The sequence below is a fragment of the Pseudoalteromonas luteoviolacea genome (assembly GCF_021654285.1).
Classification (GTDB): Bacteria; Pseudomonadota; Gammaproteobacteria; order Enterobacterales; family Alteromonadaceae; genus Pseudoalteromonas; species Pseudoalteromonas luteoviolacea_J.
The window spans coordinates 1-23,594 of record NZ_JAKFZS010000010.1; the positions used below are offsets into that span (position 1 = coordinate 1).

Sequence of the window (23,594 nt, forward strand, 5' to 3'; positions counted from 1 at the left end):
GTCTACATGACCCCTTATTTTTACTTTGTCACAGCCCTTTTTGACCCACGGATCCCACTCTGTTGCATAACTTTTTGCTTGTTTCCATTTAATAACCTACCTATCACTGTGCGCCTGACAACAAAATGGTAGCTCAGCAGTGACACGCCCATGGTGGCCGCAACACTGATAAAAAACTTGATACCAGCAGGCAGTGTCACACTTATGAGCGGCATTTGTATGTAAAGCAGCACGGGAACATGAACTAAATACACCCAATAAGAGGCGTCGGATAAATAGCGACTAATGCGATTGTCGTGATTTAAAAAGTGATGGCCAAGTAACAGTATTAGGGCTGTCCAGCTGACAATGGCCACCGCTTGAATGGCGACGATGTATACATGCTGTTTGCCGTTTGGTGTCAATGCGCCTTGCTTTGCCGCTGCGATGACTTGCTCGATAGTGGGGGGATCGGTTAAGTAAATTAAGTAGGCAGTGAGCGATAAAATCGCAACCAATAATAAGGGCAGGATTGCCCCAGCAGAGCGTGTTAACGCGCTTTTATGATGATACAGGATGATGCCAAATACATAGAATGCGCCATAAAAAGCCAGTGCCCAAGGTTGAGGAGAAAGTTTATCCGGTGCTGGAAATGGCGTGGGTTGCCAAAGCAGTGCCGCAAAGCTGATAACAACTAACGCTAAGCCCAACACTGGGCCCCAAGCAAACAAAGGCAGTGTTATTAGGGGAAGCTTTGCTTTGAAGGCGCTCATTGCACGGGATACAGACCAATGTATGAGGCAAAATTGCATTAATAGCCATAAAAACCATAGATGCGCAGTGCTTACTTGAGGCTCTGTCATGGCGCTAAAGGCGGCATAAATAGGCGGTAAAGGCTTGGCGATTTCAGCGCCCCAACTGAGGACGTGAATAAATGATGCAATGACTAGAGGTAAAAAGATCAAAAATGGCAGCAAGATCCGTTTTAACCTGTGCTTTATAAATAGCGTATTGCCCTGTTTGACTATCACTAACGCACTACAAAATCCGGCGATGACAAAAAAGAGTGGCATGCGAAATAGGTGCAGCCAATGGGTTAAGCCATCAAAGATAAAGGCTTTGTTGGGATCTGCACTGAGCCAAATGGTGTGAAAATAAGGGCTGTAGGCCAAAGCTGCATGAAATAGCACGCCAAGTAATAGCGCGATGCAACGTAAGTTATCGATAAAATAAAAGCGTGGTGTGGACGACATGCTTGCTTTCCTTGATGCTGAGAATGTTGACATGCTAGCGTGCACGGGGTTGTCTTCACCAGTCACAAATGGTCTATTTTACCTATGACATCTGTCACTGTTTTTGGCCCTTGATATTTGCAATAATGATGCAAAAAATAATAACCTCCCAACGGCAATGGATACTCAAATAAGACATACAACGGACTGGCGATTTTCAACCATCGCCTCGTGGTTAGGTGTAACCTCGGCCTGTGCCTATTTTGCTAATTCGCCAATAGCCTTGATGTTGCAGCTGCCAATCAGCTTGTCGATATTATTGCTCCTATTTTATGTGTTAAAACATCCAAATGAGCGTGTTATTGCTGTGTCGATAGGGTATTTTGTGTTGATACTTGCCCTTATCCCATTGACGTCGACCTCTCTAATTTTTATTCATTTAGTGATGTTTGCTGCGGTATTTAGCCCGCATTTTTCGTTGCTGAAAATCATGACAGCCATCATCTTGGCAATGAGTGTGTATGGCATTGAGCATGCTGATAGGTGGCAGGGGGATATCCCTTGGATCACATTTGTTGTTTGGCTGTTTTTTTGTAGCATGAACTGGTTTGTGAGCCGCCGCATTGTTGAGAGCTTAAATATGCATTATCAATCGCGGCAAAACTATAAAGAGCTTAAGGCGGCACAGCATGTGATGGGGGCCATGTCGGCGCAACAAACGCGTCAACATATTTCTCGAGAGCTGCACGACTCGCTGGGTCATAAACTTACCGCTTTGAGTATTCATCTTGATTTTGTAAAACGCACTGCGCCCCAGAGCGTGGCTGAAACCGTGAATACTTGCCATCAATTAAGCCAGCAAGCACTGTCTGAAGTGCGAGATATAGTGTCTACACAGCGCAGTAATAAACCTCTTTTAAAACAGGCGCTAGAGGGCATATTTGCATTGACGCCAACACTGGCGTGTAGTCTAGATGTTGAGGTAAAGGATACGCTTATTTCACAGCAGCACGCCTTATGTATCGTACGTTTTTGTCAAGAAATGGTCAGCAATACGCTAAAGCACACTCAGGCAAATCAGTTTCATTTTGAGGTTCACATTGTTAGTCAATCAAACAAACCCAGTGTATTGGCCAAGGCATGGCACAATCAGCCTGAGTCCAGCCTCCCTAAAGCGGGAAATGGACTGTCTGGGTTAAAAGATCGTATGGCGCAACATCACGGGCACTTTGAGCAGTTGATAGAAGGTAGAAGTTTAATCAGTGTGATTTCTTTGCCGCTTGAACAAGGAGATGAGCATTGATTTCCTGTTTGTTGGTTGAAGATCAGACGCTTGTGCGGCTAGGACTTGCAAACCTATTAAATTTAAGTGATGAGATTGTGGTTGATGGTCAAGCTCAAAATGGCGTAGAGGCACTGCAACAACTTGAACACAGAGATTTTGATGTGGTGCTTTTAGACATGCGCATGCCTGAGTTAGATGGCTTAGGGGTCTTAACTGCCTTACAAAAACGTGCCTGTCTTGCTCCGAAAGTGTTAATTATCACGACCTTTGAAGATTGCGACGTGCTGGTCGAAGCGATGGCTCTGGGCGCGAAGGGCTATGTACTGAAAAGCATCGAGCTCGAAGAACTCATTGATGCCATCAAGCTGGTGGTTGCTGGGGGAAAAGTGCTGCAACCTGCACTGACCGATTATCTGCTGCAAAAGCAGATAGCGCCACAAGTAATATTAACAGCCAAAGAGCTTCAGGTATTAAAGTGCTTATCGTTAGGAATGGCGAATAAGTCCATTGCCCATGCGTTAAATAACTCAGAGGGGACAATACGTAATCATGTGTCAAATATACTCGCCAAACTTGAAGTGAAAGATCGTACGCAAGCGGTATTAAAAGCGATAAGCAATGGTTTAGTCTAGCCTCCTGCCATTATGATAATGATTGCCTAGTCAGTGTTATATCTCGCCTATTCATCTCATTTTATTCATTCGACTTAGTAATAAAAAATCATTAGTATTTTGATGAGTTAATTACAAGGAGAAAGTAATAATGGCGGAACAGGTGATCCCACTTAATATTAAAACCAAATGTTTATTCTCAGCACTTGCTGAGCATGTTTTCTTGTTTATAGGAATTTTGGGGTTTTTCGCCTCAGGTGTACTGCTAATTTATGTAGGCTGGACTGATGATGAGGGCATCGTTTTTTTGCCAGTTTTTGCGGGCTGTGTATTTACGTGTGTTAGCTTTTTTATAGTGAAGTTATCCGGTTTATCAAGCATCCGTTATTACTACAACAAAAAGCTCTGTGAACTCTGTGGTATTGATTTTCGTGCTGTGATCACTGATAAGCGGGAAGAGGTAAACTCGTATATTGAAGAAGTCGACGGACGTAAAATAGAGAAAGAAGAGGTCTTTTATTTCGTCGGTTTTAAATATCAGTATAAAGGGGAGCACAGCAGTGAGTTCGTGTTGGACAGTGAAACTTTATACAGCAAATTATCCGAAGGGGATAACTTACCAATCAAGGTGCTGCAAAGCCAGCCAGAGACTGCCTTTCCTGAACTAGTGAAGCTTGGTAAAGCATACAGCTTAAAAGAGGAAGCGTGTTATTAGCGCCAGTACTGAGCGTCTGCAATGAGCATTAAAAAAGGTTAGGGGCCACTTTATTCCCTAACCTTTTGTGTTTTAGGCAGCTTGGTTTATCTTTTTGGCAGCACGAGCTGAGGTAATGGCAGGTTTATCGGCGCTTTGCTTGTATGGCGACCTGCTAAAAAGGCTTTCATGCGGGCAAGCACTTCAGGTGAGCTGGTATACAAGTTATGTCCAGCATGATTGACTGTGATATGGGTGAGGTTGCTAAGGCCCTTAACTGCTTGCGCTTGCGAGTCTGGATAGGTGCGACCATCTAGGCTCCCAGAAAACAGCAAAGTTGGGATTGGGGATTGCACCTCTGTTCTGAATTCATCGCCTAAATCGAGTTGGCTATCTAGCATGTTCAAGTGTGGCATAGGGAAGTTCAATTGCTCTGCTAGTAGTGATGTACGTGCTTGTTGCTTAACTTGTGCTAAGCGCTCAACGGAGATCCCTGATGCAATATCCATTGCCAGTGGCATCAGTTTAAACGTGATGGGCTCATCGTTAAACATACCACGCTGAAGCACCGCATTTAATAGCTCAGTATTGCCATTATCTAACCCAAGATAAATATGCAGCAGTATTGCTAAGAAGTGATTAGGGTCCGCTATCATTTTACTGGCCAGTGTTTGCAGGTGATGAGTTTGAAAAAGTAGCTTGGTAACAGAACCATCTCTATTTTGTATGGCAAGCTGCATGGGCGTTTCATCTAATTTTGCATGTACTCGTTTGATCAGTGCAGGCAAGTTCGGTATGTCCGTTTTTAGTGCTTGTTGATCGATGACTGTTTGTAACTTTTTGAAATAGAGGTCTGTTTGCGCAGGGAGCTTGACGGTTTGATTCAGTCCTTCCGCACTGGCCATGATCACCTTATCAATGTGCTTCGGCATCAGTTTCATGGCGGCCATGGCTAAGTGACTGCCATATGAAATGCCCCACAGAGTTACTTTATTAGCGTGTAAATGCTTGCGTATATCATCTATATCTAGCGCGTTCTGAATGGTGTTATATCCATAAATATCAATTCCTTGTGATTTCCATGACGCAAGGCATTCGTTTGCAGCAGCGCGGTAGCTTTGGGTTATTTGCGCTGAGCTACTGGGTTTATCTAACGGGGTTTTATAGTTTGATACGCAAGGTGCTGCCTGCTCAGAGAGGCCTGTGCCTCTTTGATCTAAGGCTATCACATCGCCAAATTCTCTGAGTGCTTGAAATAGCGGATAGCGTCGCCATTTAGCCGTGCCAATACCTGAACCACCGGGTCCTCCAGATAAATATATGATAGGTGGGCCTGATAGTTCACCCGTTGCTGGAAAGCGCACATAGTTGATCCTAATTTTACGGCTTTGCGGATTTGCTCTATTTTCGGGTACCCATAAGTGACCTTCAACGGCATCCGTTGTTTCACCACTGTTTGCTTTGAATTGAATTTGTTTTTCGTTTTCATAAAGCTGCATAGTGGATGTTTGCTCATTGGCGGTGTTATAAAAGCTACAAGCCAATGTTAAAGTGGCTACTAAATGATGTGTAAATCGCATAAGATTGCTCCTGTATTGGTCTGTGCTTATTAAACGCAATAGACACTTTACTGGGTAGCAAACTTCTTTGAATGGCCCTAAATTAAAGGGCTACAGGTTGAACGGTAGTGGATCTTCGGTAAGTGGTATAAGGAAAAACAAGCGGTTGTGAATAATCATTCTATATTTTATTTGGTGTTGCTATGGTTTGTGAGTGGCGTAGTCAATTTTGCTTATGGCGCTCAACAGCTGGTGCCTCTTTCTCGTAGTATGGAAGCGACGGTTTGTCCGTTCACTACTTCTTATCCTCCTGATTTTTTAAGCCCGCAATGTAAAACCACGCCATTATCAAAACTTGACCCGCAAAACCAAGCGATATGGGTGAAATTACAATTTGAGCGCACACCAAGGATGGATGAACTCGCGCCGCCATACGGGTTGTTTTTATTTGCCAAAGCGGCGTCTCGCGTTTACCTCAACGGGGTGTTTATCGGGCAAAATGGTCAGCCCGCTTTGGATAAATCAGAGCAAGCGGGAAAAATGGATGAGGTTTTGTATGTCCCCGAACACTTTTTAAAAGCGCAAAATACACTGGTTTTAGCCCTGTCGGCTCAGCACAGTTTAATTACGCTCAATTATCCCATTCATTACCTAGGAATTGGCCAATTTGGCGATCCTAAGCAATATATTCAATCATTTAGTAGTCTTGGTCTGATCTTGGTTGGGGCTTTTTTACTTGGCGCTTTATATTTTTTGAGTATCAGTTTTGGACAGCAGGGAAGGCGAAATTTTAAATTATTTTCTGCGTTATGTTTGCTTGGTGCTATGCAGCTGAGCGTGGAGATGTCTCGCGGATTATTGAATTACGATTACCCTTGGCAAGACATCCGGTTACTTTTGGTGTCAGGGTTGTCGTTTTTATTTGGCATTGTTTTACTGGTCTATAGTTCGTTTAAAGTGGCAGGCAGCCGTGCTTGGCATTGGATTTATATTGGTGGTTTTTCATCTTTAACTATTTTTGCATTTGCACCGGGCTTTGATGTTAAAACCACTGCGGGCATATTTATTCCTTTGCTGATTAGTTTGTTGCAAATTGGAGTATTTTGGCGACAAAGTCGCGAACAATCGCTGTTAGTTTGGTTTGGCGTTCAGTGTGTGGTGGCTGTGACCATTTGTATTGCAACAGTCAGCTTTCATGAAATTATCTATTTTGTGATCATTGCCCTTTTGCTGGCTTACTTGTTTGTGCGCCAAGCAAGGGAGTACAACGCGCAACAAGTGCAGAATACACTTGACCAGACCCACATCGCAAAGCTGGAGTTTAAGCTTGCTCAGAATGTGCAAGAGAATACACCGACTAAACTTGAATTGTCGGTGGCGGGTAAAACAGATTATGTCACGATGACGGATATCGTCTATTGCAAAGCCGCAGGTGATTATGTTGAGCTGTATTTGAAAGGCGGCACTGAGAAGCTCTATTCCGGTACCTTAAAGCAGTTAGAGTCTATTTTGCCTTCAATTTTTGTGAAAACACACCGCTCATACCTAGTTAATTTAAACGAGGTCGTCACATTAGGCGGGCCAAATAACCAGCATATTTTATCGCTCAGTGGTGGTGAGTCTGTGCCCGTGAGCCGCCGCTTGGTGCCCAGTGTGCGGGCAACGCTCAAGGAGTCGGTGAGTTAGGCTAGCAATGCCATTACTAAATGTATTAGTACACGGAAGATTTTATAAAGGATGCTTATTTTAAAAAGGATGTCTATTTTGAGTATATTAAAAACCATATTTAGAGGCGTCGCTGCGCTTGTCGTTTTGAGCATAGTGGCACTCGCTATACTTGCTGTGTTTATATTTGCTGACTTTTCGACAACCCCACCAACGCCCAAGCAAGAAAAAAACTGGATTAATGACGTCACTCAATTAAACCCCATTAAAGTCGCCAAGGTGATTCAGCCCACCAGTATTGAGGAAGTGCAAAAAGCGATTACATCGAGTACCGGTGAGATTTCTATTGGTGGTGGTCGGTATAGCCAAGGTGGCCAAATCGGTAAGGAAAACAGCTTGCACATAGACATGAGGGCACTTAATCAGGTTGTTCACTTTGCACCAGAGCAGCAGCTGATCACGGTACAAAGCGGTATGCGGTGGCGGGATTTACAAGAAGTGATAGACCGAGAAAACTTATCAATCAAAATCATGCAGACGTATGCCAATTTTACAGTGGGCGGATCTCTAAGCGTCAATGTTCACGGTCGATATATGGGGGAAGGTCCCATCATTCGCTCTGTAAAGTCTATTAAGGTGGTATTGGCCGACGGTCTAGTCGTGACAGCTTCTGCCAAGGAAAATACAGAGATTTTTTATGGGGTGATTGGTGGCTATGGTGGACTAGGTGTGATTGTTGAGGCGACGCTTGAGTTGGTTAAAAATGTCAAAGTCGCCAGAGAAACCCAGACAATGAACATTGCTGAATATAGCGCTTATTTTCAGCAAAACATTAAAAATGACAGTCGTGTGATTTTTCATAATGCTGATATTTACCCACCAAATTACACCCAAGTAAACAGTGTTAGTTGGCTAGTATCGGATAAACCACTGAGTGTTCAAACGCGTTTAATCCCCAAAGATACCAATTACTGGTGGCAACCTAAAGTTGCCGAGTTTGTTGCTGATTATAAGTTTGGCAAGTGGCTGCGCCAGTACTTGTTTGACCCAGTTCAATATGCGTTTGAGGTAGTTCAGTGGCGTAATTTTGAGGCGAGTTATGATGTTAAAGAACTTGAACCAAGTAGCCGAGTAAACACCACGTATGCATTGCGGGAGTACTTTGTGCCAGTTGCGCATTTTGACCGCTTCTCGACAAAGATGGCGGATATATTTACACGCTATGAGGTGAATGTCCTTAATGTATCTGTTCGACATGCCTATGCGGATACGGGGTCGCTACTAGCATGGGCAAAAGAAGAGGTGTTTGCATTTGTTGTTTATTATCGACAGGGCACATCAGAGCATGCGCAGCAGCAGGTGCAAACCTGGAGTAGAGCTTTGGTTGACGCAGCCATTGCTGAGGGAGGCACTTATTACTTGCCTTATCAATTACATGCGACGACAGCGCAATTTCATTCGGCTTATCCAAATGCAGAGGCGTTTTTTGCACTTAAACATCGTCTCGACCCCAATAACCGCTTTAATAACAAGCTGTGGGCACAGCATTACACCCCAAAGAGTGAGTGATCTTTGCAAGCTCTGTGCTGATTGATTTTCACGACATATTTTGAGTGAGGCGAGTGGTGCATGCTCGCCTGTTCATTTTCACGTTTAATATTTCAGCTGAATAAAAGGTTTCTAGGGTCAGGAGGTTAGAGCAAGTTTTTACTTTTTAATTGTGACTCTAGTGCGGCTTCGTTAAAGCCTCTGATCAAGCCATCAGAGACTAAAATAATGGGTAAAACTTCGCCCCCCAATGCTTCAAATTCTTTCAGTGCTTCGGGGTTTTTCTCAATGTCTACTTTGATAAATTCGATTTTTCGACTGATTAAATATTCGGTGGCTTTTTTACAAAACGGGCACCATTGTGTTGTATACAGCTTCACCGGTGTCTGCTCATTTATCCCATACAATGCATAATCGCCTTTTTCTATTTGTTGGCTGGCGAAAATATTTTGCACTGCTTGTAAGCCATAAGTGCCACCGAACCAGCCTAGTCCTAAAGTGACCACAAATAAGGCGAGGTATTTTATTATATTCATTAGGTTACCTACTTATAAACAAGTGAGCGATAACGACAGTTATCGCTCTGTGTTGTGCATACTATGCACAGTCACGCATACATTGAGCTTTAATGGTGCGGCAGTTATAGCCCGGTGTACCACCCCACTGACATACATAAAACTGATAACCACAGTAGTTTTCTAATGTACCAAACCTTTTCCAGTTACATCCATCGGTATAATTAGCAAAATTGCTTGCTGATACAGCAAGTGAAGTACCCAGTCCCATTGCTGCGCCGATCACCGCCATTGCGATTTTTTTGTTCATGTTATTTCCTTTATCATTGTTTTAGTGAACGAAATTTGTTCACCTTTGAGAAGGTAATGTTTTTGTGTATTTTTTGTCAATAAATAAGGTGGTGATTTAAATTCATATATATTCGAGATATATGGATCCTAGTTTTTTAAAGTGAAAAATGTGCATAATAAATTTAAGTTTATGACATTATTTATTTAAGGAGCTAATGAATTTATCAGGCTATTTTGTTCACGTGTGGGCGTGATGCATTTGAATGAGTGATAAGCTAGCTTATCACTCAGGTTAGGTTTATGCGCAATCAATCATGCATTGTGCTTTAATAGTGCGGCAGTTATGCCCAGGGGTTCCTCCCCATTGGCAAACATAAGCTTGGTAGCCACAGTATGCTTCTAAAGTGCCATGTACCTGCCAATTACAGCCATGTGTATAGCCGTGACCATTACTTGCAAGTACCGCTATCGAAGTACCCAATCCCATTGCTAGACCTACCACTGTGGTTGCTAATTTCTTGTTCATTTTATTTCCTTTATCATTTGACTGTTGGTTAATAATTAATCTTATTTGTGTATCTAACCCTGCTATGTGTTTTTGATCAATTCAAATTAGTCATTTCAGAAGTGAGAAATGTTCAGGTATTACCATTGTCAATAGTGAGTTTGATTATTGTGAATAATAATTAAGTCAGCTCGTTTTAGTAAGGTGACTAAAAACTGGTTGAATAAACTCCATACTTATAAAAGTTTGCTGTTTTTAAAAGAATATGGTGCTTTTACTTGTAAGGATTACCATAATCACCACTCTCTTTCTGGAATTAAAATTCACATTTTAAGAATAAAAATTCTTTTATTTTGACTTTTAATTCCTTATGATAAAGCGCTATGTGATTGTGATTTGTCAGTGCTAAAAAGGTAACTAGCTCGTGCGTACTACTGAACTTGTCGATGGTTTTCGTCAATCTACCCCTTATGTGAATGCTCACCGTGGTAAAACATTTGTCGTCATGCTTGGCGGGGAGGCTGTTGATCAGCCTGGTTATCGCAGCATTATTAATGATGTGGCCCTGTTAACTAGCCTAGGTATTAAAATTGTGTTGGTGTTTGGGGCAAGGCCTCAATTTGATACTGCATTGGCTAATGCTGGGGTCCACAGTGAATTTCATAATGAGATCCGCGTCACTGACAGTGATTCATTACAGATAATCAAGCAAGTCAGCGGTGCAATGCAGCTTGATATTACCGCAATGTTGTCCATGTCATTGAGCAGTACGCCAATGTCGGGCACATCACTGAATGTTGTTAGTGGTAACTTTGTGATTGCGCAACCGATTGGTATTGATGAAGGTGTTGATTATCACCACTCCGGTCGCGTAAGGCGCATTGATGTTGAGGGCATTCGTCATCAGCTGGACAACAATAGTATTGTTTTACTTGGACCTATTTCAGCCTCTGTGACAGGAGAGAGTTTTAACTTAACCGCAGAGGAGATAGCAACTCAAGTTGCTTTGCGTCTTGATGCAGACAAAATGCTTGGATTTTGTCATGAAGCAGGCATCTTAGATGAACATGGTGAAGCCGTCGCTGAATTAATGCCGAATGAAGCGGAACAGTTGTTAGCCACAGAACATGGTGGCAACTCACCTTGTAAAAGCGCAGCGGTATTTTTGCAAGCCGCAATTGATGCATGCCGCGGTGGGGTGCATCGCTGCCACCTTGTTAGTTATCAAGAGGATGGCGCTTTACTACAAGAGCTATTTTCTCTCGATGGGATCGGAACGCAGATAGCGCCGCAAAGCTCTGAGCAATTGCGTAGTGCGACTATTTCAGACATTAATGGTGTCTTGAATTTACTAAGGCCTCTGGAAGAACAAGGGTATTTAGTTAGACGCTCTCGAGAGCAGCTTGAGATGGAGATTGAGCAATTCACAGTCATTGAGCGGGATGGCGTGATCATTGCCTGCGCAGCACTTTATCCATTTGCTGAGGAACAGGTTGGGGAGTTTGCCAGTTTAGCCGTTCATCCCCAATACCGCGATGCTGACAGAGGCAGCTTTTTACTGCGTTCTGTCATTAATAAAGCTCGTCGTAAAGGCTATAAAGCTCTATTTGCGCTCACTACGCGCAGCATTCATTGGTTTTTAGAGCAGGGCTTTGACTGTGCAAGCATTGAAGATTTACCAGCGAAGAAAAAGTCGCTATACAACTATCAGCGGCGCTCTAAAGTTTTGAAGTTAGACTTGACTCGGTTACCTAAAAACAGAGAAAGGGTATGAAAAAGGGGCCTAGTTAGGCCCCTTTCACGTCAACATGCTATACATTTGGTTTATTGTTCAATAAACATGTCTTCCATTTTTAACCCAGTGAGCTTTTTCAGTGAGTTAATGAGGTAATAAAGTGCAACGAAGAAAATCACCATGGTGGGCAGCACGATAACTGGATAACTCAATGCGGTCATGCGACCTAATTCATTGTTGTAGGCTTCGGTGCCTGCTGGACTAACGACAATCATTTTTGCAAGTGCATAGTTCAGTACTGAAGATAAAAAGAATGAGCCTGCCAAAATATTTGACGCAACAATTTGTACTTTAGGCAGTTTGTCTAAATTTCCTTTCTCTTTTAACGCAGAGTCAATTTTGGGGATGTCCATGACATTTTCATTAAACAGCATGGTTTTTAATAATGGGTATTTAGTATATTGACTTACCACAATGGCAACCCCTATCACACCTGGGATCAAGGCTTCTTTGATAGCAATATATTTTGCATCTAGCTCGAGCAAACTGATACCGCCTGTTAATAACACAGACACGATCCCTAAACCGGATATAAAGTTAAACTTGCCTGTTTTTTTACGTTCCCATAGGCCAAAACCGACCGGGAAAGCTAAAGCGACAATGACACCAAGAGATGGGCCTAAATGTTCCTCTCCAGAAAATCGCGTCAGGATCACAACTGGGAGTATGATGTTAAATAGCATCTGACTAAAGAAGCCAGAAGGTTTATTGTCAGGTTCAGCCATTACAACCTCAAAAATAAATGCATTAATGGTCATGAGTGTACGGCAAGAGTGGGTTGCGCGGCAATCCCAATGATGGATTGTGATACTTTAATCATACTTTTTAGGCGTTTTGATGCTCAGCCTATAAATGCCGAAGTGGCTGGTGCGCATAATGCGGGATATAATGGCCTTAAAGACCTATGTGCTTGTGTTATCAATTCAAATAATGATAACCAATAAGTAAAACAGAGCATTAAGAGAGTAAATAGATATGATCACTGATCAAGATGAAATAACGAGCTTAGCAGAATTAGAAGCATTTTTACTGTTAGTTGAAAACGGTGGACTAGGTTTAGAAAACGTCGAAGGGGTTGCATTAGCCACGCATAATAGTAATGGTCGTCCATTTGTTGCCGTGCTTGATGATAAGCATCAACTGTTACTAGGTCGTTGGGTAACCCAAGATGTATTTGAAAATGGTAAAGACTTGGTGCGAATGGGGCCTAGAAAACGTCATTGATCGCCACTTTGAAAGCGATTTTTACAATTTTTTCAGGTCATAATAAATGGGGGTAGCTACCCCCATCGTACTACTATTTTGCTTCAATAAAGTTTATTAGGTCTTGTTCTAAAGAAAGATCAAGTAGTGAAGACTTGGTAAATCCTGATGAGCCTTCTGCGCTTTGCGCTGATGCTATACGTGAATGAGTGAATTCATTATTTTGACTAAGTATTTTCACTTGCTCATTACTAAGGAGCACTTTGTCACCTGCATTAAAATAAATGCCCTCAACATCATCGATTAATATCCCAGAATAACCTAGTTTTCCTGGTAGCAGAGGTTCACTTGGTTGTGCTACTTCTTTACGAATAATGGACGTCTCTTGCAACGCTGCGACTTCAGAGAGACGGTATTTTAAATAATCATCAAGTTGTGAAATGGGTACGGATGGGTTTTCACGACCTGAGTATTTAAGCAGTGTGACAGTCGACTGTGGTTGCTCTACGGTGTTTGCAAGGCTTGGGTTGAGAGAGTCATTAGATCTGGCTCTGAACTGGCCTGTTACATAAGTCCGACCACGGTTCTGCGTAATGTAGATCTGTAAGCGATGTAGTAAAATAGATGATTGCCCTTCATAATAACCGCAAAATGTCGTGTATATCCCGCGATCAGCCCTTTCCGGATCCGTAATGATGCGGCCAGAATTATCTAAGTTAGTCACGGCTGTACTCCCTGGTTTATGAGACCATTTACCATTACCATCTCTACGGTACCAGTGATAGTCTCTATTTGGTGCCAGTACTAAAGCCATGAGCGTTTTGGTACCGCTCGTGTCGGCTTTTTTACTTGCCCATTGAGAGCGGGGGACTGGCGTAAAACCATCTCTTCTAGCACCTTCCATAACACCCGCACAAGAGCGTCTGTTCGAATCAAAGCCTCTATGTCCACTGGCATAGCCCGGTTGAGATTTAGCATTGGTAGGTGAAGTGCGATTTGCAGCATAGTTATAGCAGTTGTTATACCACTGGTGAGCATTCCCTGTGTTCCAATAACCAGCATTGTATGCGGGAACAAAATGTTCCACTTTTGGGTATTCACCTAACCAGTCTCCTGGCAGGCTAATATTTTTAGTAGGACTTGCATTTACATTAAAACAGGCCAAAGCAAGCAGGGACAAAGTACATATTTTATTTGTTTTTTTCATGTTTATTTCCTTTTTGTTCCTTTTTTATAACAACACTAATTGAAAAGTTTGTAAACTGTTTACTTATTGAACATTGCTTATTTTAGATTATGATTTTATTAAATTTATTTAATTCATGGGTTTAGGTGTTTTGTTCGTTTGACTGGCTGAAAGGGTAGAAAGTATTTCATTAAAAAAATTAATGTTTAGAACGATAGTACCTAAGTTGAAATATATTATTCATTGGTTGTTCAAACTCATTAAAAGCGCTATTCAACTAAAAATTTTCTCAATTGAGTAAAAATTGAGTAGAATGCCATGTTTGTACCTTGTGAAAGTACAGCTAATTATAAATTTTTTAATACTGAGGAGGTTAAGTGTCAGCGACTGATACAGCAAAAATGAATGGCGGTGGGGTGATATCATTCATTGAAAAAGCAGGTAAAAAAATTCCAGATCCCATTATTATTTTTATGTGGTTTATAGTTGGTGCATTTGCGCTGACGGCTATGATCGGCGGGTTAACATTCGAAATCCAAGGTGCCGATGGTAGCCCAATCACGCATACCATCAAAAATATGACTGATGCTGAACATGTTGTTTGGTTTTTTGATAATGCATTACTGCAAAACTGGCTAGGCTTTGGCAATGGCATTTTAGGCGTGATCCTAATTGTTATGCTGGGTGTAGGTGTTGCAGAAAGCTCAGGGCTGTTTAATGCGATTATCAAAAAACTAGGTACTCGTCTAAAAGACACTTACTTAGCACCGGCTTTGATTTTTTTGGGGATCATGAGTTCCATTGCGACTGACGCTGGCTACTTAATTTTAATCCCATTGGCAGGCTTACTCTATGCAGGGCTTGGAAAGAATCCATTAATTGGGATGGCGGCAGCATTTGCCGGTGTGTCAGCAGGTTTTAGTGCTAACTTGATCCCAGCTACGCCGGTTGATGTGATCATCGGTTTGAATGCGCAAATCTTTGCTGAGTCTCAAGGCGTGCCATTTGAGTCCTCTACAGGTGAGGGGCTTACGCCAGCTACTATGCATTATTACTTTATTTTTGTTTCGACATTTATGTTGGTAGGTATTGGTGCATGGGTTACGAAAAAGTTTGTTGAGCCACGATTTAAAAATGTACCTTATGAATTACCAGAGGGCATGGACCTATCAAACTTTGCTGTAACTGAAGAAGAGAAAAAAGGACTAAGAGCGGCGTTTTGGGGCTTGTTGTTATCACTTGGGCTTGTTGTTGCACTTGCTTTAGGGCCATTGGCACCATACGAAACGGCTTCAGGTAAAGTTGTCACACCTTATTTGAACAATGTAATCCTATTGATCACCTTAGTTTTTACCATTGTTGGTGCTGCATTTGGTGTGGCAACAGGTAAATTCAAGAGCTTGATGGATGTAGTACAAGCGATGATCGCGCAAATGAACACCATGGGCTATATCCTAGTGCTGACATTCTTTTGTTATAACTTTTTGGGTATTTTAGGGTATTCAGGTTTAGGCACTTATATTACCTATATTGGTGCAAGTGGCTTATCAGCACTTGGCTTACAAGAGTTCCCAATCCTTCTTATTATCGGCTTTGTGATCACCACGGGTCTGATCAACTTGTTTGTTGGTGGGTTAACGTCTAAATGGATGCTACTTGGTCCCATCTTCGTTCCAATGTTGTATCAAGTAAACCCAGCGATGACGCCTGATCTGGTTGCTGCGGCTTACCGTGTTGCAGACTCCTCAACGAATATCATTACACCTATGATGACTTATGCTGGGGTTATTTTAGCCTTTATGCGTAAGTACAAGCCTGATTTGAGCTTTGGTGACGTGATCATGATGATGGTTCCTTATTCAGTGGCATTTTTACTGTTTTGGACTTCACTATTAGTTGGTTTCTTTGCATTTAATATCCCGCTAGGTTTCTAATTCTTTCTATTTCCAGTGCAGTGGCACCGCGACTGCACTGCTTTTCAATATAAATACTGATTTTTCTTACTTTAGAACAATTAATCAGCTAGACATTAATTAATCTAAATTTGTAAGTGGTAATGATTTGCGTTAGCATTTGGTTGTGTTTAAGTTTAGGTATTTGATATGAGAAAAGAACGGCCGACTAACTTGGCGATCCAGACAATGGCGCTCCCTATTACAGCCTATGCGTCTATTTTGCATCGCGTCAGTGGTGTCATAGTATGGGCAGCTTTGGTTGTTTTATTGCCACTATTAATTTTTGCAATTCAATCGCAAGATAACTTCACTACATTATCAGCCTTGTTCACTGAGAACTTTCTTGCACAGTTCATCGTGTGGGGATTGCTTACTGCACTTGGCTACTATTGCCTAGGTACAGTGAAGCATATCATTCAAGAATTTGGTTACTTTGAAGAGCTGGCAAGTGGCTGCATGATTTCCCGTGTCGCTATTGGTCTTGGCATTGTATTGAGTGTTGGAATTGGAGTGTGGATATGGCTATAACTGGAATTGCGCGCTCAGGGACTAAACAGTGGGTATTACAGCGCTTCAGTAATGCTTTAATTGTTTTATATACGTTGATTTTGATAGGCCTTTTGATTAATCAGCCTGTTACCGATCACCAAAGTTTGCTGGCTTTTTTAGAGCCTATTTGGTTCAAAGTTGCGACCACGTTATGTGTCATTATTTTTGCTTTGAATGGCATACTAGCTGGATGGCAAATTGCGGGTGACTATGTGAAAAGTGCAGGTGTATATAAGTTATTTAATACGCTTTGCGCTGTATTGAGCTTCACCATTATAGTTACTGGCATTAAGCTACTTTGGCTTTAAGCCTTATTGAGAGTGCTCTTCTTCTAGTGAGAAGAGCAAATCCAATGCCGGTAATAACACACTGACGGCTAATAAAGCGGCGCATAATGCCCATGCATAACTGAGTTCGGTATGGGTTTTTATCAGTCCTGATACACAGGTGCTGAGCCAAAAAGTATTGATCAGCATAATGCTAAAGTTAGGCTTCAATGACTTTGCACAGTATTTACACGTCAATGGCTCTCGATTAAGCAATGCCAGCCTATCACTCAGCTTGAGTGGTTTGTTGCAACATGGGCAAGTTCGAGTAGAAAAATCTTTAATCATACGCGTAGACTTGAATGATAATTGTTATCATTCAAGTCTACGCGTATTGTATCTGAATTAAAACCCCTAACAAGGATATATTTGGCTTTGTCCTCGGTCACCATGAGCACATACGCCAGAGCGCAAATAAAGGTTGAGGGAGGAAGTCGCTAAAGTAGTATTAATTAACTGCAAACCTCCCTATTTGCAGTAGAGGGCATTAGATGAGGCTCATTAGCGCGCCTGCCGACATGAAAGTAATGACTAGCCAGATGATGGGCAGTTTTATTTGCTTCATTAAGAAAAAGCCAAAGAGTACCAACGCGATATCGATAGGCGTAAATACCGCACTGATAAACACAGGTTGATATAAAGCCGCAGCTAATAGGCCGACAACCGCAGCGTTAACACCCGTGAGTGCACCTGCTACTTTTGGTTTTTGCGCCAGCGCCTGCCAGTTTTTTAGTACCGCGAGAAGCAGTAAAAAGCCGGGTAAAAAGACCGCTATGGTTGCAATTAGTGCGCCCATAATTGGACTGCTAGGCAGTAGCTCATAGCCTATGTAGGTTGCAAAGGTAAACATGGGTCCAGGCACTGCTTGTGCGGCCGCATATCCAGTTAAAAAGGCATCTTGGCTAAGCTGATCGCCAACAATATTCTGCAGTAATGGCAGTACAACATGCCCTCCACCAAATACCAAGCTACCCGCTTGATAAAAGTCATTGAATAAAGCAATTGACGGCAGAATATGTGCGGCGAGAGGTAATCCAAGCAACAGCGCAATAAACAAGCACAGTGGCCCATAGCTTGGTTTAAATGTGGCATTGACTTGCTCCGTCGCTGTGCTTTTTAAATAGCTGGCACCAATCATAGCTGCGATGGATAGCACCGTGATTTGCATCAAGATACTGGGTGCGATAAGCAAAGCAATGGCGGTGACTAAGCAGAGGCTGGTGGTGAGGGTGTTTTTACAAAAGTTTTTGTACATACCCCAAGCTGCGTCAGCAACAACGACGACGGCCAATAACTTTAAGCCATGGACGATGCTTTGAAATACATAGTGCTGCGTTACTTGGCTTGCCACAACGGCCAGCCCAATCATGATGAATACAGAGGGCAGCGTAAAGCCTAAAAAGGCTGCGAGCGCACCTGGTAGTCCGCCGCGTTTGTAACCGAGCGCAAAACCTACTTGGCTAGAACCGGGACCTGGTAAGAACTGACTTAAGGCAACAACTTGACCGTATTCTTGGTCATCAAGCCATTTGAGCTTTTCGACAAAGGTTTGTCTAAAGTAGCCAATATGTGCTGCGGGTCCGCCGAAGCTAACCCAGCCGAGCATAAAAAAAAGTTTAAATATGGTAAACATGTTTGGCACCGTGTTGGATGCAGCTGTTGAGAATACCACTAGGTTAGAAAATGCATTATAATTAATCAAATTAATAGTATTGATTGTAAATATGAATAATATGGGATTTAGATGAGTTTTACTGATGTGCCGTGGCGCAATATTGATTTAAACCTACTCGTAGCTTTTGCTTATTTGTATCGATATCAAAGTGTGAGTATTGCCGCTGAAAAAAGTTATGTGAGCCAATCGGCAATGAGCCATAGTTTATCTCGATTACGCGCCTTGTTTGATGATGTATTATTTGAGCGCAGAGGACATAAAATGATGGCCACAGAGCGTGCTCATCAATTAGCCCCAACGGTTAACAAGTTACTTGATTGTGTGAGCAACGACCTATTAACCAGTGCACCATTTGATCCCGCTGATTATGAAGGTATTTGTCGTATTGGGCTTACTGACTATGCCGAGTTTATATTTGCTCCGGCCATTTTTGATGCTATCAGATTACAAGCACCACAGGCGCAGGTAAGCTTTGTGAACGTCAATCGCAGCAATTATCTTGCTTTGGCTGAGCAGGAAAAACTTGATATCGTCATTGGCAGCATTACTGCGCCGGCTCCCGCTTTTCAATCCCAGCATTTATACACAGAAAGGCATGTATGTATTGCCGATCCGCATTGCATTGCATTTGAGCAAGGCTTGTCAAAATCTGATTTTGCCAATATTGAGCATGCGCTAGTCAGCCCGGATGGACGTCTAGCCACTGGGGTTGATGATACATTGCAAGCTGAGGGATTGAATCGCAAAGTCACGGTGGCAACACGCAACTTTATGACGATTCAAAGCTTGCTCAAAGGTCGCAAGTTGATCGCAATCGTGCCGAAGAAAATGGCTGATGTAGCGTGTGAACAAAGTCAGCTGCGTTATTTTGACCCGCCTATAAGGGTGCCGGATTTTGATATTTCGATACTGTGGTTCCAACGTAAAAACGTCGATGATAAAAGCATATGGCTTAGAACATTGTTGATGTCACTGATGGCACAGCAGTAACTTGCCGCCATATTGTATGGCGGCAAGTACTTTTATTGCATGCGTTTAATGGTGATAAAACCGATATATTCGCCACTATTAAAATGTACGCCCTCAGTAAAGTCGGTATCGCTTCTTGCGCTATTAAGCAAAGCAATTGCGGTTTGTGGATCCGTGGTTGAGTTTGCGGCGTTAAATGTAACGCCATTGTCACTGCCTGCGTCATACACTTTAAGCTGTATGGTTTGCTCATCTATCCATTGGTTGTCGTTAAAAAGCAGTAGACTATCTATTCCAATAAACCAATCTGGGCTGGGTGCAACCATAGAGACAATGCTTAGGTGAGGGTAGGCTTGGCTGGCCTCAAAGGTCAAGGTCACACTTTTACTGCCCTGGGGGATCCCCGCCTCATCAATCAGGTAGCTTGAGTGACCAAGGTTCTGTATGTCACTTATCTCGCTTTTAAGTAGCGTTTTTGAGCCTGTTTCTGCCATGCTGACAATACCTGCACTCGCAGTGCTATCGCGCTGAAAAATACGCCCTTGATCATTGTGTGTTAATCCAATCAAAGGGGAAAAATGTGTATTGCTGGGAAAGTTGGTTGGAAAAACATTCTGCTCCCAAGTTTGAGTAAATGTGAGTTCATAATTCACAGAAAGTGGCGGAGGTGGAGTTGTTGAATCGTCTGTAGATGAATCGCCAGAGGATGAACCGTCAGTAGTTGAACTGTCTGTAGTTGAACTGTCTGTAGTTGAACTGTCTGTAGTTGAACTGTCTGTAGTTGAACTGTCTGTAGATGCAGAGGTCTGGCTTGAGGTGGTCGATGAGCTCTCTGCCGTCATATTACTGTTGTTTGTTGGTGATGAGCTGCTACTTCCTCCGCATGCAGTTAATCCTAAAACCATAAACAGTGGTGCTAATTTCAGCGGGTATGACATAGTTTATTCCTCGCGGTTAAAAATACCATTCTTTCAACAGACCTGACTAACTGAGATTAACTTTCACTCATGTGTATTTTTTTTGAGCTTTTCTATATTCTAATGGCGTTTTGCATGATCTCACGCCCTTCGGTCTCCACATACGTTAAAAACACACTGGCGATGGGCGACAGCGTTTTGCGTTTGGTCCATGAAAATGACCATTTAGATCGAATGGGTAAAGACTCGACATTGATAACATTTACATCATGGATCTCACCAAAGGCTAGCGTATGAGAGGATAAAATGGAAACCCCAAGACGTGATAATACGGAATGAATAATGGCTTCATTACTGGCAATCGTCATTTTTATGTTTGGCGTCACAGCTTGGTTTTTGAAAAATGCTTCTGTGGCGTAGCGGGTTCCCGAACCTAATTCTCGAATGAGGAAGTCCTCTTGGCAAAACTCTTCTAAGGGCACGGTGTCTTTTTGGCTAAATGGATGAGAAGCGGGCGCTATAGCGACTAAGTCATTGGACATAAATTCAATGACTTCTAAATCTAGCCCTTCAGGCAGGTGGCTGAATACATAAAAGTCATCTAGTCCTTGCTCAAGGCGCTCAATGACTTGCTGTCTATTGGCCACCGTAAATTGTATATCTATGCCAGGATATCGTTCGCAAAAGGGCCCGAGTAAATGCGGGATAAAGTATTTAGCCGTGGTGACGCTGGATAGCCGCAACGTACCTGACTTGAGCCCTCTCAGATTCGAGAGGTGCATGTCCAACTCTTCGCAACTTTGCAATATTTGCTTTGCCGTCGCAACGGTAGCAAGGCCTGCATCGGTAAATTTTAACTGTTTACCGACTTGTTCATAAAGCGGCAGGCCAATTGCTTCAGCCAGTTTTTTTAGCTGCATTGATACCGTCGGTTGAGTTAAAAATAGCTTTTCTGATGCCGCTTTGACACTACCGCCTTGGTGTAGCGCTAAGAGGATTTCAAGTTGTCTAAAAGTCCCGATATGGGCATGTAATCTTGAAGCCATATTGCAACTAAATCCTTAAATTAGAGTTTTATCTATGATTACCTTAGTTACTATCTATTTTTATCTATATTTGGACTTTTGTAAAATCTTCAAAAATACAGAGGAGAGAGTTATGACATTTAAAAGTTTGGCATTACCTTTAATAACGTGCTTAAGTCTGTTGGCATTTTCGTATTTGAGCAGTGTACTTGGTCATGGCAGTACGGGTTTTATTCTGCTGGCTTTATCTATTTTCAGCTTTTCAATTGTCAGTTTGATACAGTCTTCACGTGAGACTCACACACCAATGCGCACCTCGTCTAGCCAGTTAAAAGAGGCAAAGTAGGTCATGATAGATGCGGTCGTCGCTTTTTTTTTACTTGGGATCATTGCGCAATTATTAGGTGCAAAAATCCCCTTTCCTGATGGGTTATATAAAACACTCAGTCTTTTTTTGATGGTCGCAATTGGTCTAAAAGGCGGTATTGCATTACAGCAGCATGTCGATCCTGCGCTATTAACCATGTCTATCGCCGTTGTGGCCTTTGGTTTATTGTTGCCGCTCGTTGCCTACCCATTATTACGCTACTTTGGTCAGTTAGATAAAATTAATGCAGGCGCCATTGCTGCGCATTATGGCTCGGTCAGTGTGGCCACTTATGCAGTTGCTGTCGCTTTACTTGAAGCGGGTAATATCGCGTATGAAGCTTATTTCCCCTTGTTTGTAGTGTTGTTAGAGATGCCAGCGATCTTGGTTGGATTAGTACTCGCTAAAGGTAACTTAAAGGTCATAAACCGTGCTTTTATTAAGAAAGAGCTGGTGGCTAATCAAAGTATTTTACTCATGGTGGGCAGCTTGGTGATTGGTTTTGTTGGCGGCGATAGCGTACAAAAACTCACGCCATTTTTTGTTGAGCTATTCTCAGGCGTATTAGCGCTATTCTTACTAAAAATGGGCTTGGTGGCAGGTGAGCAATTAGGTACTTTAAAGAAGAACAGTTTGTTTTTAATCAGTTTTGCGATATTGATGCCAATGTTAGGTGGCTTAGCTGGGACTGGTTTGGGCGTGCTATTGGAGTTAAGCGCGGGGGGCATTGCACTGATGGCCGTATTGGGGGCGAGTGCTTCGTATATTGCAGTGCCTGCGGCAATGAAAGAGAGCTTGCCAGAAGCCAATGCCGGTATGTCTATCACAGCGTCACTGGGTATCACTTTTCCATTCAATGTGTTGTTGGGAGTACCATTTTTCATCGCTTTGGGGCAATACCTTGGTGCTTAAGCGTTTAGCATTTTGATACCATTTGGGATTAATTAACGGTTTTATGCTGACGTCTATTGGGCGTCAGTGTAAATTAGGCACACAGCAATGAAGAAAGTACTTTAGGTTAATATTTGTGCCGGAAAAAAACTTACTAAAAGCGGAGCGCGTAGCGTATATCTTGGCAGATTTACAAGCACGTTATCCAAAGCCTCCTATTCCTCTGGATCATAAAGACCCTTATACCTTGCTAGTGGCCGTTTTACTCTCTGCGCAATGTACTGATGAGCGCGTGAATCAGGTGACGCCATCGCTATGGCAATTGGCAGATAACCCCTTTGATATGGCCAAGCAATCGGTTGAAGATATTAAGCAGATCATCCGTCCGTGTGGTTTATCGCCGCAAAAATCGAAAGCCATCAAAAAGCTTTCTGAAATCTTAGTTGCAGACTATGATGGCATTGTGCCCGAAGATATGGATGCATTGGAAACGCTACCTGGGGTTGGGCATAAAACGGCAGGGGTGGTGATGGCGCAGGCATTTGGTGTCCCCGCTTTCCCTGTGGATACCCACATTCATCGCTTAGCCCAGCGCTGGGGATTGACCAATGGTAAAAACGTGGCGCAAACAGAAAAAGATTTAAAGCGACTGTTTCCTAAAGAATGCTGGAATGATCTGCATTTGCAGTTTATTTACTATGGCCGAGAATTTTGTACAGCCAGAGGCTGTGACGGTACGGTTTGCCCAATGTGTACGACTTGCTATCCTAATCGCAAGCGACCTAAATTGGTTAAAAAGCCTTAATGTTTGTGTTTTGGCTTTGGGCATGCAGCCCAAAGCACATTATACGC

At 42.6% G+C, this 23,594-nt stretch carries 25 protein-coding genes; 14 read left to right on the forward strand and 11 right to left on the reverse strand.

Annotated features, from left to right (window positions below; genetic code table 11):
* Window positions 1-20: 20 nt before the first annotated feature.
* Complete coding sequence (locus L1077_RS10915; protein ID WP_237136879.1) at window positions 21-1,232, reverse strand: acyltransferase family protein; 1,212 nt, start codon at window positions 1,230-1,232, stop codon at window positions 21-23.
* Between the two features lie 157 nt (window positions 1,233-1,389).
* Between L1077_RS10915 and L1077_RS10920 the strand changes: the two genes are divergently transcribed.
* The 3 genes from L1077_RS10920 (at window position 1,390) to L1077_RS10930 (ending at window position 3,822) form a co-directional block, all read left to right on the forward strand.
* Window positions 1,390-2,514 (forward strand): sensor histidine kinase, encoded by a 1,125-nt coding sequence (locus tag L1077_RS10920; RefSeq protein ID WP_237136880.1) that lies wholly within the window; start codon window positions 1,390-1,392, stop codon window positions 2,512-2,514.
* On the forward strand, window positions 2,511-3,128 hold the full coding sequence (locus L1077_RS10925; protein ID WP_237136881.1) for a response regulator: 618 nt from the start codon (window positions 2,511-2,513) through the stop codon (window positions 3,126-3,128). The genes L1077_RS10920 and L1077_RS10925 overlap by 4 nt, the downstream gene beginning before the upstream one ends.
* Window positions 3,129-3,258: 130 nt before the next feature.
* Window positions 3,259-3,822 (forward strand): hypothetical protein, encoded by a 564-nt coding sequence (locus L1077_RS10930; protein ID WP_237136882.1) that lies wholly within the window; start codon window positions 3,259-3,261, stop codon window positions 3,820-3,822.
* A gap of 86 nt (window positions 3,823-3,908) precedes the next feature.
* On the opposite strand, the gene L1077_RS10935 is transcribed toward L1077_RS10930, so the two are convergent.
* Complete coding sequence (locus tag L1077_RS10935; protein ID WP_237136883.1) at window positions 3,909-5,381, reverse strand: alpha/beta fold hydrolase; 1,473 nt, start codon at window positions 5,379-5,381, stop codon at window positions 3,909-3,911.
* 147 nt (window positions 5,382-5,528) lie between these two features.
* Between L1077_RS10935 and L1077_RS10940 the strand changes: the two genes are divergently transcribed.
* Both L1077_RS10940 and L1077_RS10945 read left to right on the forward strand, forming a co-directional pair.
* Window positions 5,529-7,046 (forward strand): LytR/AlgR family response regulator transcription factor, encoded by a 1,518-nt coding sequence (locus tag L1077_RS10940; protein WP_237136884.1) that lies wholly within the window; start codon window positions 5,529-5,531, stop codon window positions 7,044-7,046.
* Between the two features lie 78 nt (window positions 7,047-7,124).
* Window positions 7,125-8,594: an FAD-binding oxidoreductase gene (locus L1077_RS10945; RefSeq protein WP_237136885.1), complete on the forward strand. Its 1,470-nt coding sequence runs from the start codon at window positions 7,125-7,127 to the stop codon at window positions 8,592-8,594.
* Between the two features lie 125 nt (window positions 8,595-8,719).
* Here L1077_RS10945 and L1077_RS10950 read toward each other — a convergent pair whose 3' ends face one another.
* The 3 genes from L1077_RS10950 to L1077_RS10960 form a co-directional block, all read right to left on the reverse strand.
* Entirely contained in the window at window positions 8,720-9,109 is a 390-nt protein-coding gene (locus L1077_RS10950; RefSeq protein ID WP_237136886.1) for a glutaredoxin family protein, read from the reverse strand.
* Between the two features lie 61 nt (window positions 9,110-9,170).
* Window positions 9,171-9,398, reverse strand: coding sequence for a hypothetical protein (locus tag L1077_RS10955; RefSeq protein ID WP_237136887.1), 228 nt, complete (start codon window positions 9,396-9,398; stop codon window positions 9,171-9,173).
* Window positions 9,399-9,677: 279 nt separating this feature from the next.
* Window positions 9,678-9,905 (reverse strand): hypothetical protein, encoded by a 228-nt coding sequence (locus L1077_RS10960; protein WP_063362567.1) that lies wholly within the window; start codon window positions 9,903-9,905, stop codon window positions 9,678-9,680.
* Between the two features lie 403 nt (window positions 9,906-10,308).
* Between L1077_RS10960 and argA the strand changes: the two genes are divergently transcribed.
* Complete coding sequence (gene argA / locus L1077_RS10965) at window positions 10,309-11,658, forward strand: amino-acid N-acetyltransferase (protein ID WP_237136888.1); 1,350 nt, start codon at window positions 10,309-10,311, stop codon at window positions 11,656-11,658.
* A 50-nt stretch (window positions 11,659-11,708) separates the two neighbouring features.
* Here the strand turns inward: argA and L1077_RS10970 are convergent, their stop codons facing one another.
* Complete coding sequence (locus tag L1077_RS10970) at window positions 11,709-12,404, reverse strand: VC0807 family protein (RefSeq protein WP_237136889.1); 696 nt, start codon at window positions 12,402-12,404, stop codon at window positions 11,709-11,711.
* Window positions 12,405-12,654: 250 nt separating this feature from the next.
* Here L1077_RS10970 and L1077_RS10975 point away from each other — a divergent pair, with 250 nt between their 5' ends.
* A complete protein-coding gene (locus tag L1077_RS10975; RefSeq protein WP_063362569.1) occupies window positions 12,655-12,903 on the forward strand; it encodes a hypothetical protein in 249 nt (82 codons plus the stop codon).
* A 73-nt stretch (window positions 12,904-12,976) separates the two neighbouring features.
* On the opposite strand, the gene L1077_RS10980 is transcribed toward L1077_RS10975, so the two are convergent.
* On the reverse strand, window positions 12,977-14,089 hold the full coding sequence (locus L1077_RS10980; protein WP_237136890.1) for a hypothetical protein: 1,113 nt from the start codon (window positions 14,087-14,089) through the stop codon (window positions 12,977-12,979).
* A 356-nt stretch (window positions 14,090-14,445) separates the two neighbouring features.
* Between L1077_RS10980 and L1077_RS10985 the strand changes: the two genes are divergently transcribed.
* From L1077_RS10985 to sdhD, 3 genes are all read left to right on the forward strand, one after another.
* Window positions 14,446-16,002: an AbgT family transporter gene (locus L1077_RS10985; protein WP_237136891.1), complete on the forward strand. Its 1,557-nt coding sequence runs from the start codon at window positions 14,446-14,448 to the stop codon at window positions 16,000-16,002.
* A gap of 168 nt (window positions 16,003-16,170) precedes the next feature.
* Window positions 16,171-16,551: a succinate dehydrogenase, cytochrome b556 subunit gene (sdhC, locus tag L1077_RS10990; RefSeq protein ID WP_237136892.1), complete on the forward strand. Its 381-nt coding sequence runs from the start codon at window positions 16,171-16,173 to the stop codon at window positions 16,549-16,551.
* The gene (gene sdhD, locus L1077_RS10995) at window positions 16,542-16,880 is read left to right on the forward strand and encodes a succinate dehydrogenase, hydrophobic membrane anchor protein (protein ID WP_237136893.1); all 339 of its coding nucleotides are present in this window, start codon (window positions 16,542-16,544) and stop codon (window positions 16,878-16,880) included. Before sdhC ends, sdhD begins: the two co-directional genes overlap by 10 nt.
* 3 nt (window positions 16,881-16,883) lie before the next feature.
* On the opposite strand, the gene L1077_RS11000 is transcribed toward sdhD, so the two are convergent.
* Entirely contained in the window at window positions 16,884-17,186 is a 303-nt protein-coding gene (locus tag L1077_RS11000; protein ID WP_237136894.1) for a hypothetical protein, read from the reverse strand.
* 199 nt (window positions 17,187-17,385) lie between these two features.
* A complete protein-coding gene (gene chrA, locus L1077_RS11005) occupies window positions 17,386-18,531 on the reverse strand; it encodes a chromate efflux transporter (RefSeq protein WP_237136895.1) in 1,146 nt (381 codons plus the stop codon).
* 111 nt (window positions 18,532-18,642) lie between these two features.
* On the opposite strand from chrA, the gene L1077_RS11010 reads away from it, so the two are divergent.
* Window positions 18,643-19,563: a LysR family transcriptional regulator gene (locus L1077_RS11010; protein ID WP_237136896.1), complete on the forward strand. Its 921-nt coding sequence runs from the start codon at window positions 18,643-18,645 to the stop codon at window positions 19,561-19,563.
* A 32-nt stretch (window positions 19,564-19,595) separates the two neighbouring features.
* Here the strand turns inward: L1077_RS11010 and L1077_RS11015 are convergent, their stop codons facing one another.
* Both L1077_RS11015 and L1077_RS11020 read right to left on the reverse strand, forming a co-directional pair.
* The gene (locus L1077_RS11015; protein WP_237136897.1) at window positions 19,596-20,480 is read right to left on the reverse strand and encodes a spondin domain-containing protein; all 885 of its coding nucleotides are present in this window, start codon (window positions 20,478-20,480) and stop codon (window positions 19,596-19,598) included.
* A 92-nt stretch (window positions 20,481-20,572) separates the two neighbouring features.
* Window positions 20,573-21,505 (reverse strand): LysR family transcriptional regulator, encoded by a 933-nt coding sequence (locus tag L1077_RS11020; protein WP_237136898.1) that lies wholly within the window; start codon window positions 21,503-21,505, stop codon window positions 20,573-20,575.
* A 112-nt stretch (window positions 21,506-21,617) separates the two neighbouring features.
* Here L1077_RS11020 and L1077_RS11025 point away from each other — a divergent pair, with 112 nt between their 5' ends.
* From L1077_RS11025 to nth, 3 genes are all read left to right on the forward strand, one after another.
* A complete protein-coding gene (locus L1077_RS11025; RefSeq protein ID WP_237136899.1) occupies window positions 21,618-21,830 on the forward strand; it encodes a hypothetical protein in 213 nt (70 codons plus the stop codon).
* A gap of 3 nt (window positions 21,831-21,833) precedes the next feature.
* The gene (locus L1077_RS11030) at window positions 21,834-22,763 is read left to right on the forward strand and encodes a sodium-dependent bicarbonate transport family permease (RefSeq protein ID WP_237136900.1); all 930 of its coding nucleotides are present in this window, start codon (window positions 21,834-21,836) and stop codon (window positions 22,761-22,763) included.
* A gap of 115 nt (window positions 22,764-22,878) precedes the next feature.
* On the forward strand, window positions 22,879-23,547 hold the full coding sequence (gene nth, locus L1077_RS11035; protein ID WP_237136901.1) for an endonuclease III: 669 nt from the start codon (window positions 22,879-22,881) through the stop codon (window positions 23,545-23,547).
* The last annotated feature ends 47 nt before the right edge of the window (window positions 23,548-23,594 follow it).

Coding starts and splice junctions, on each gene's coding strand:
- L1077_RS10915 (WP_237136879.1), bottom strand. CDS start 1,232: ATGTCGTCCACACCACGCTTTTATTTTATCGATAACTTACGTTGCATC.
- L1077_RS10920 (WP_237136880.1), top strand. CDS start 1,390: ATGGATACTCAAATAAGACATACAACGGACTGGCGATTTTCAACCATC.
- L1077_RS10930 (WP_237136882.1), top strand. CDS start 3,259: ATGGCGGAACAGGTGATCCCACTTAATATTAAAACCAAATGTTTATTC.
- L1077_RS10935 (WP_237136883.1), bottom strand. CDS start 5,381: ATGCGATTTACACATCATTTAGTAGCCACTTTAACATTGGCTTGTAGC.
- L1077_RS10950 (WP_237136886.1), bottom strand. CDS start 9,109: ATGAATATAATAAAATACCTCGCCTTATTTGTGGTCACTTTAGGACTA.
- L1077_RS10955 (WP_237136887.1), bottom strand. CDS start 9,398: ATGAACAAAAAAATCGCAATGGCGGTGATCGGCGCAGCAATGGGACTG.
- L1077_RS10960 (WP_063362567.1), bottom strand. CDS start 9,905: ATGAACAAGAAATTAGCAACCACAGTGGTAGGTCTAGCAATGGGATTG.
- L1077_RS10970 (WP_237136889.1), bottom strand. CDS start 12,404: ATGGCTGAACCTGACAATAAACCTTCTGGCTTCTTTAGTCAGATGCTA.
- L1077_RS10975 (WP_063362569.1), top strand. CDS start 12,655: ATGATCACTGATCAAGATGAAATAACGAGCTTAGCAGAATTAGAAGCA.
- L1077_RS10980 (WP_237136890.1), bottom strand. CDS start 14,089: ATGAAAAAAACAAATAAAATATGTACTTTGTCCCTGCTTGCTTTGGCC.
- sdhC (WP_237136892.1), top strand. CDS start 16,171: ATGAGAAAAGAACGGCCGACTAACTTGGCGATCCAGACAATGGCGCTC.
- sdhD (WP_237136893.1), top strand. CDS start 16,542: ATGGCTATAACTGGAATTGCGCGCTCAGGGACTAAACAGTGGGTATTA.
- L1077_RS11000 (WP_237136894.1), bottom strand. CDS start 17,186: ATGATTAAAGATTTTTCTACTCGAACTTGCCCATGTTGCAACAAACCA.
- chrA (WP_237136895.1), bottom strand. CDS start 18,531: ATGTTTACCATATTTAAACTTTTTTTTATGCTCGGCTGGGTTAGCTTC.
- L1077_RS11010 (WP_237136896.1), top strand. CDS start 18,643: ATGAGTTTTACTGATGTGCCGTGGCGCAATATTGATTTAAACCTACTC.
- L1077_RS11015 (WP_237136897.1), bottom strand. CDS start 20,480: ATGTCATACCCGCTGAAATTAGCACCACTGTTTATGGTTTTAGGATTA.
- L1077_RS11020 (WP_237136898.1), bottom strand. CDS start 21,505: ATGGCTTCAAGATTACATGCCCATATCGGGACTTTTAGACAACTTGAA.
- L1077_RS11025 (WP_237136899.1), top strand. CDS start 21,618: ATGACATTTAAAAGTTTGGCATTACCTTTAATAACGTGCTTAAGTCTG.
- L1077_RS11030 (WP_237136900.1), top strand. CDS start 21,834: ATGATAGATGCGGTCGTCGCTTTTTTTTTACTTGGGATCATTGCGCAA.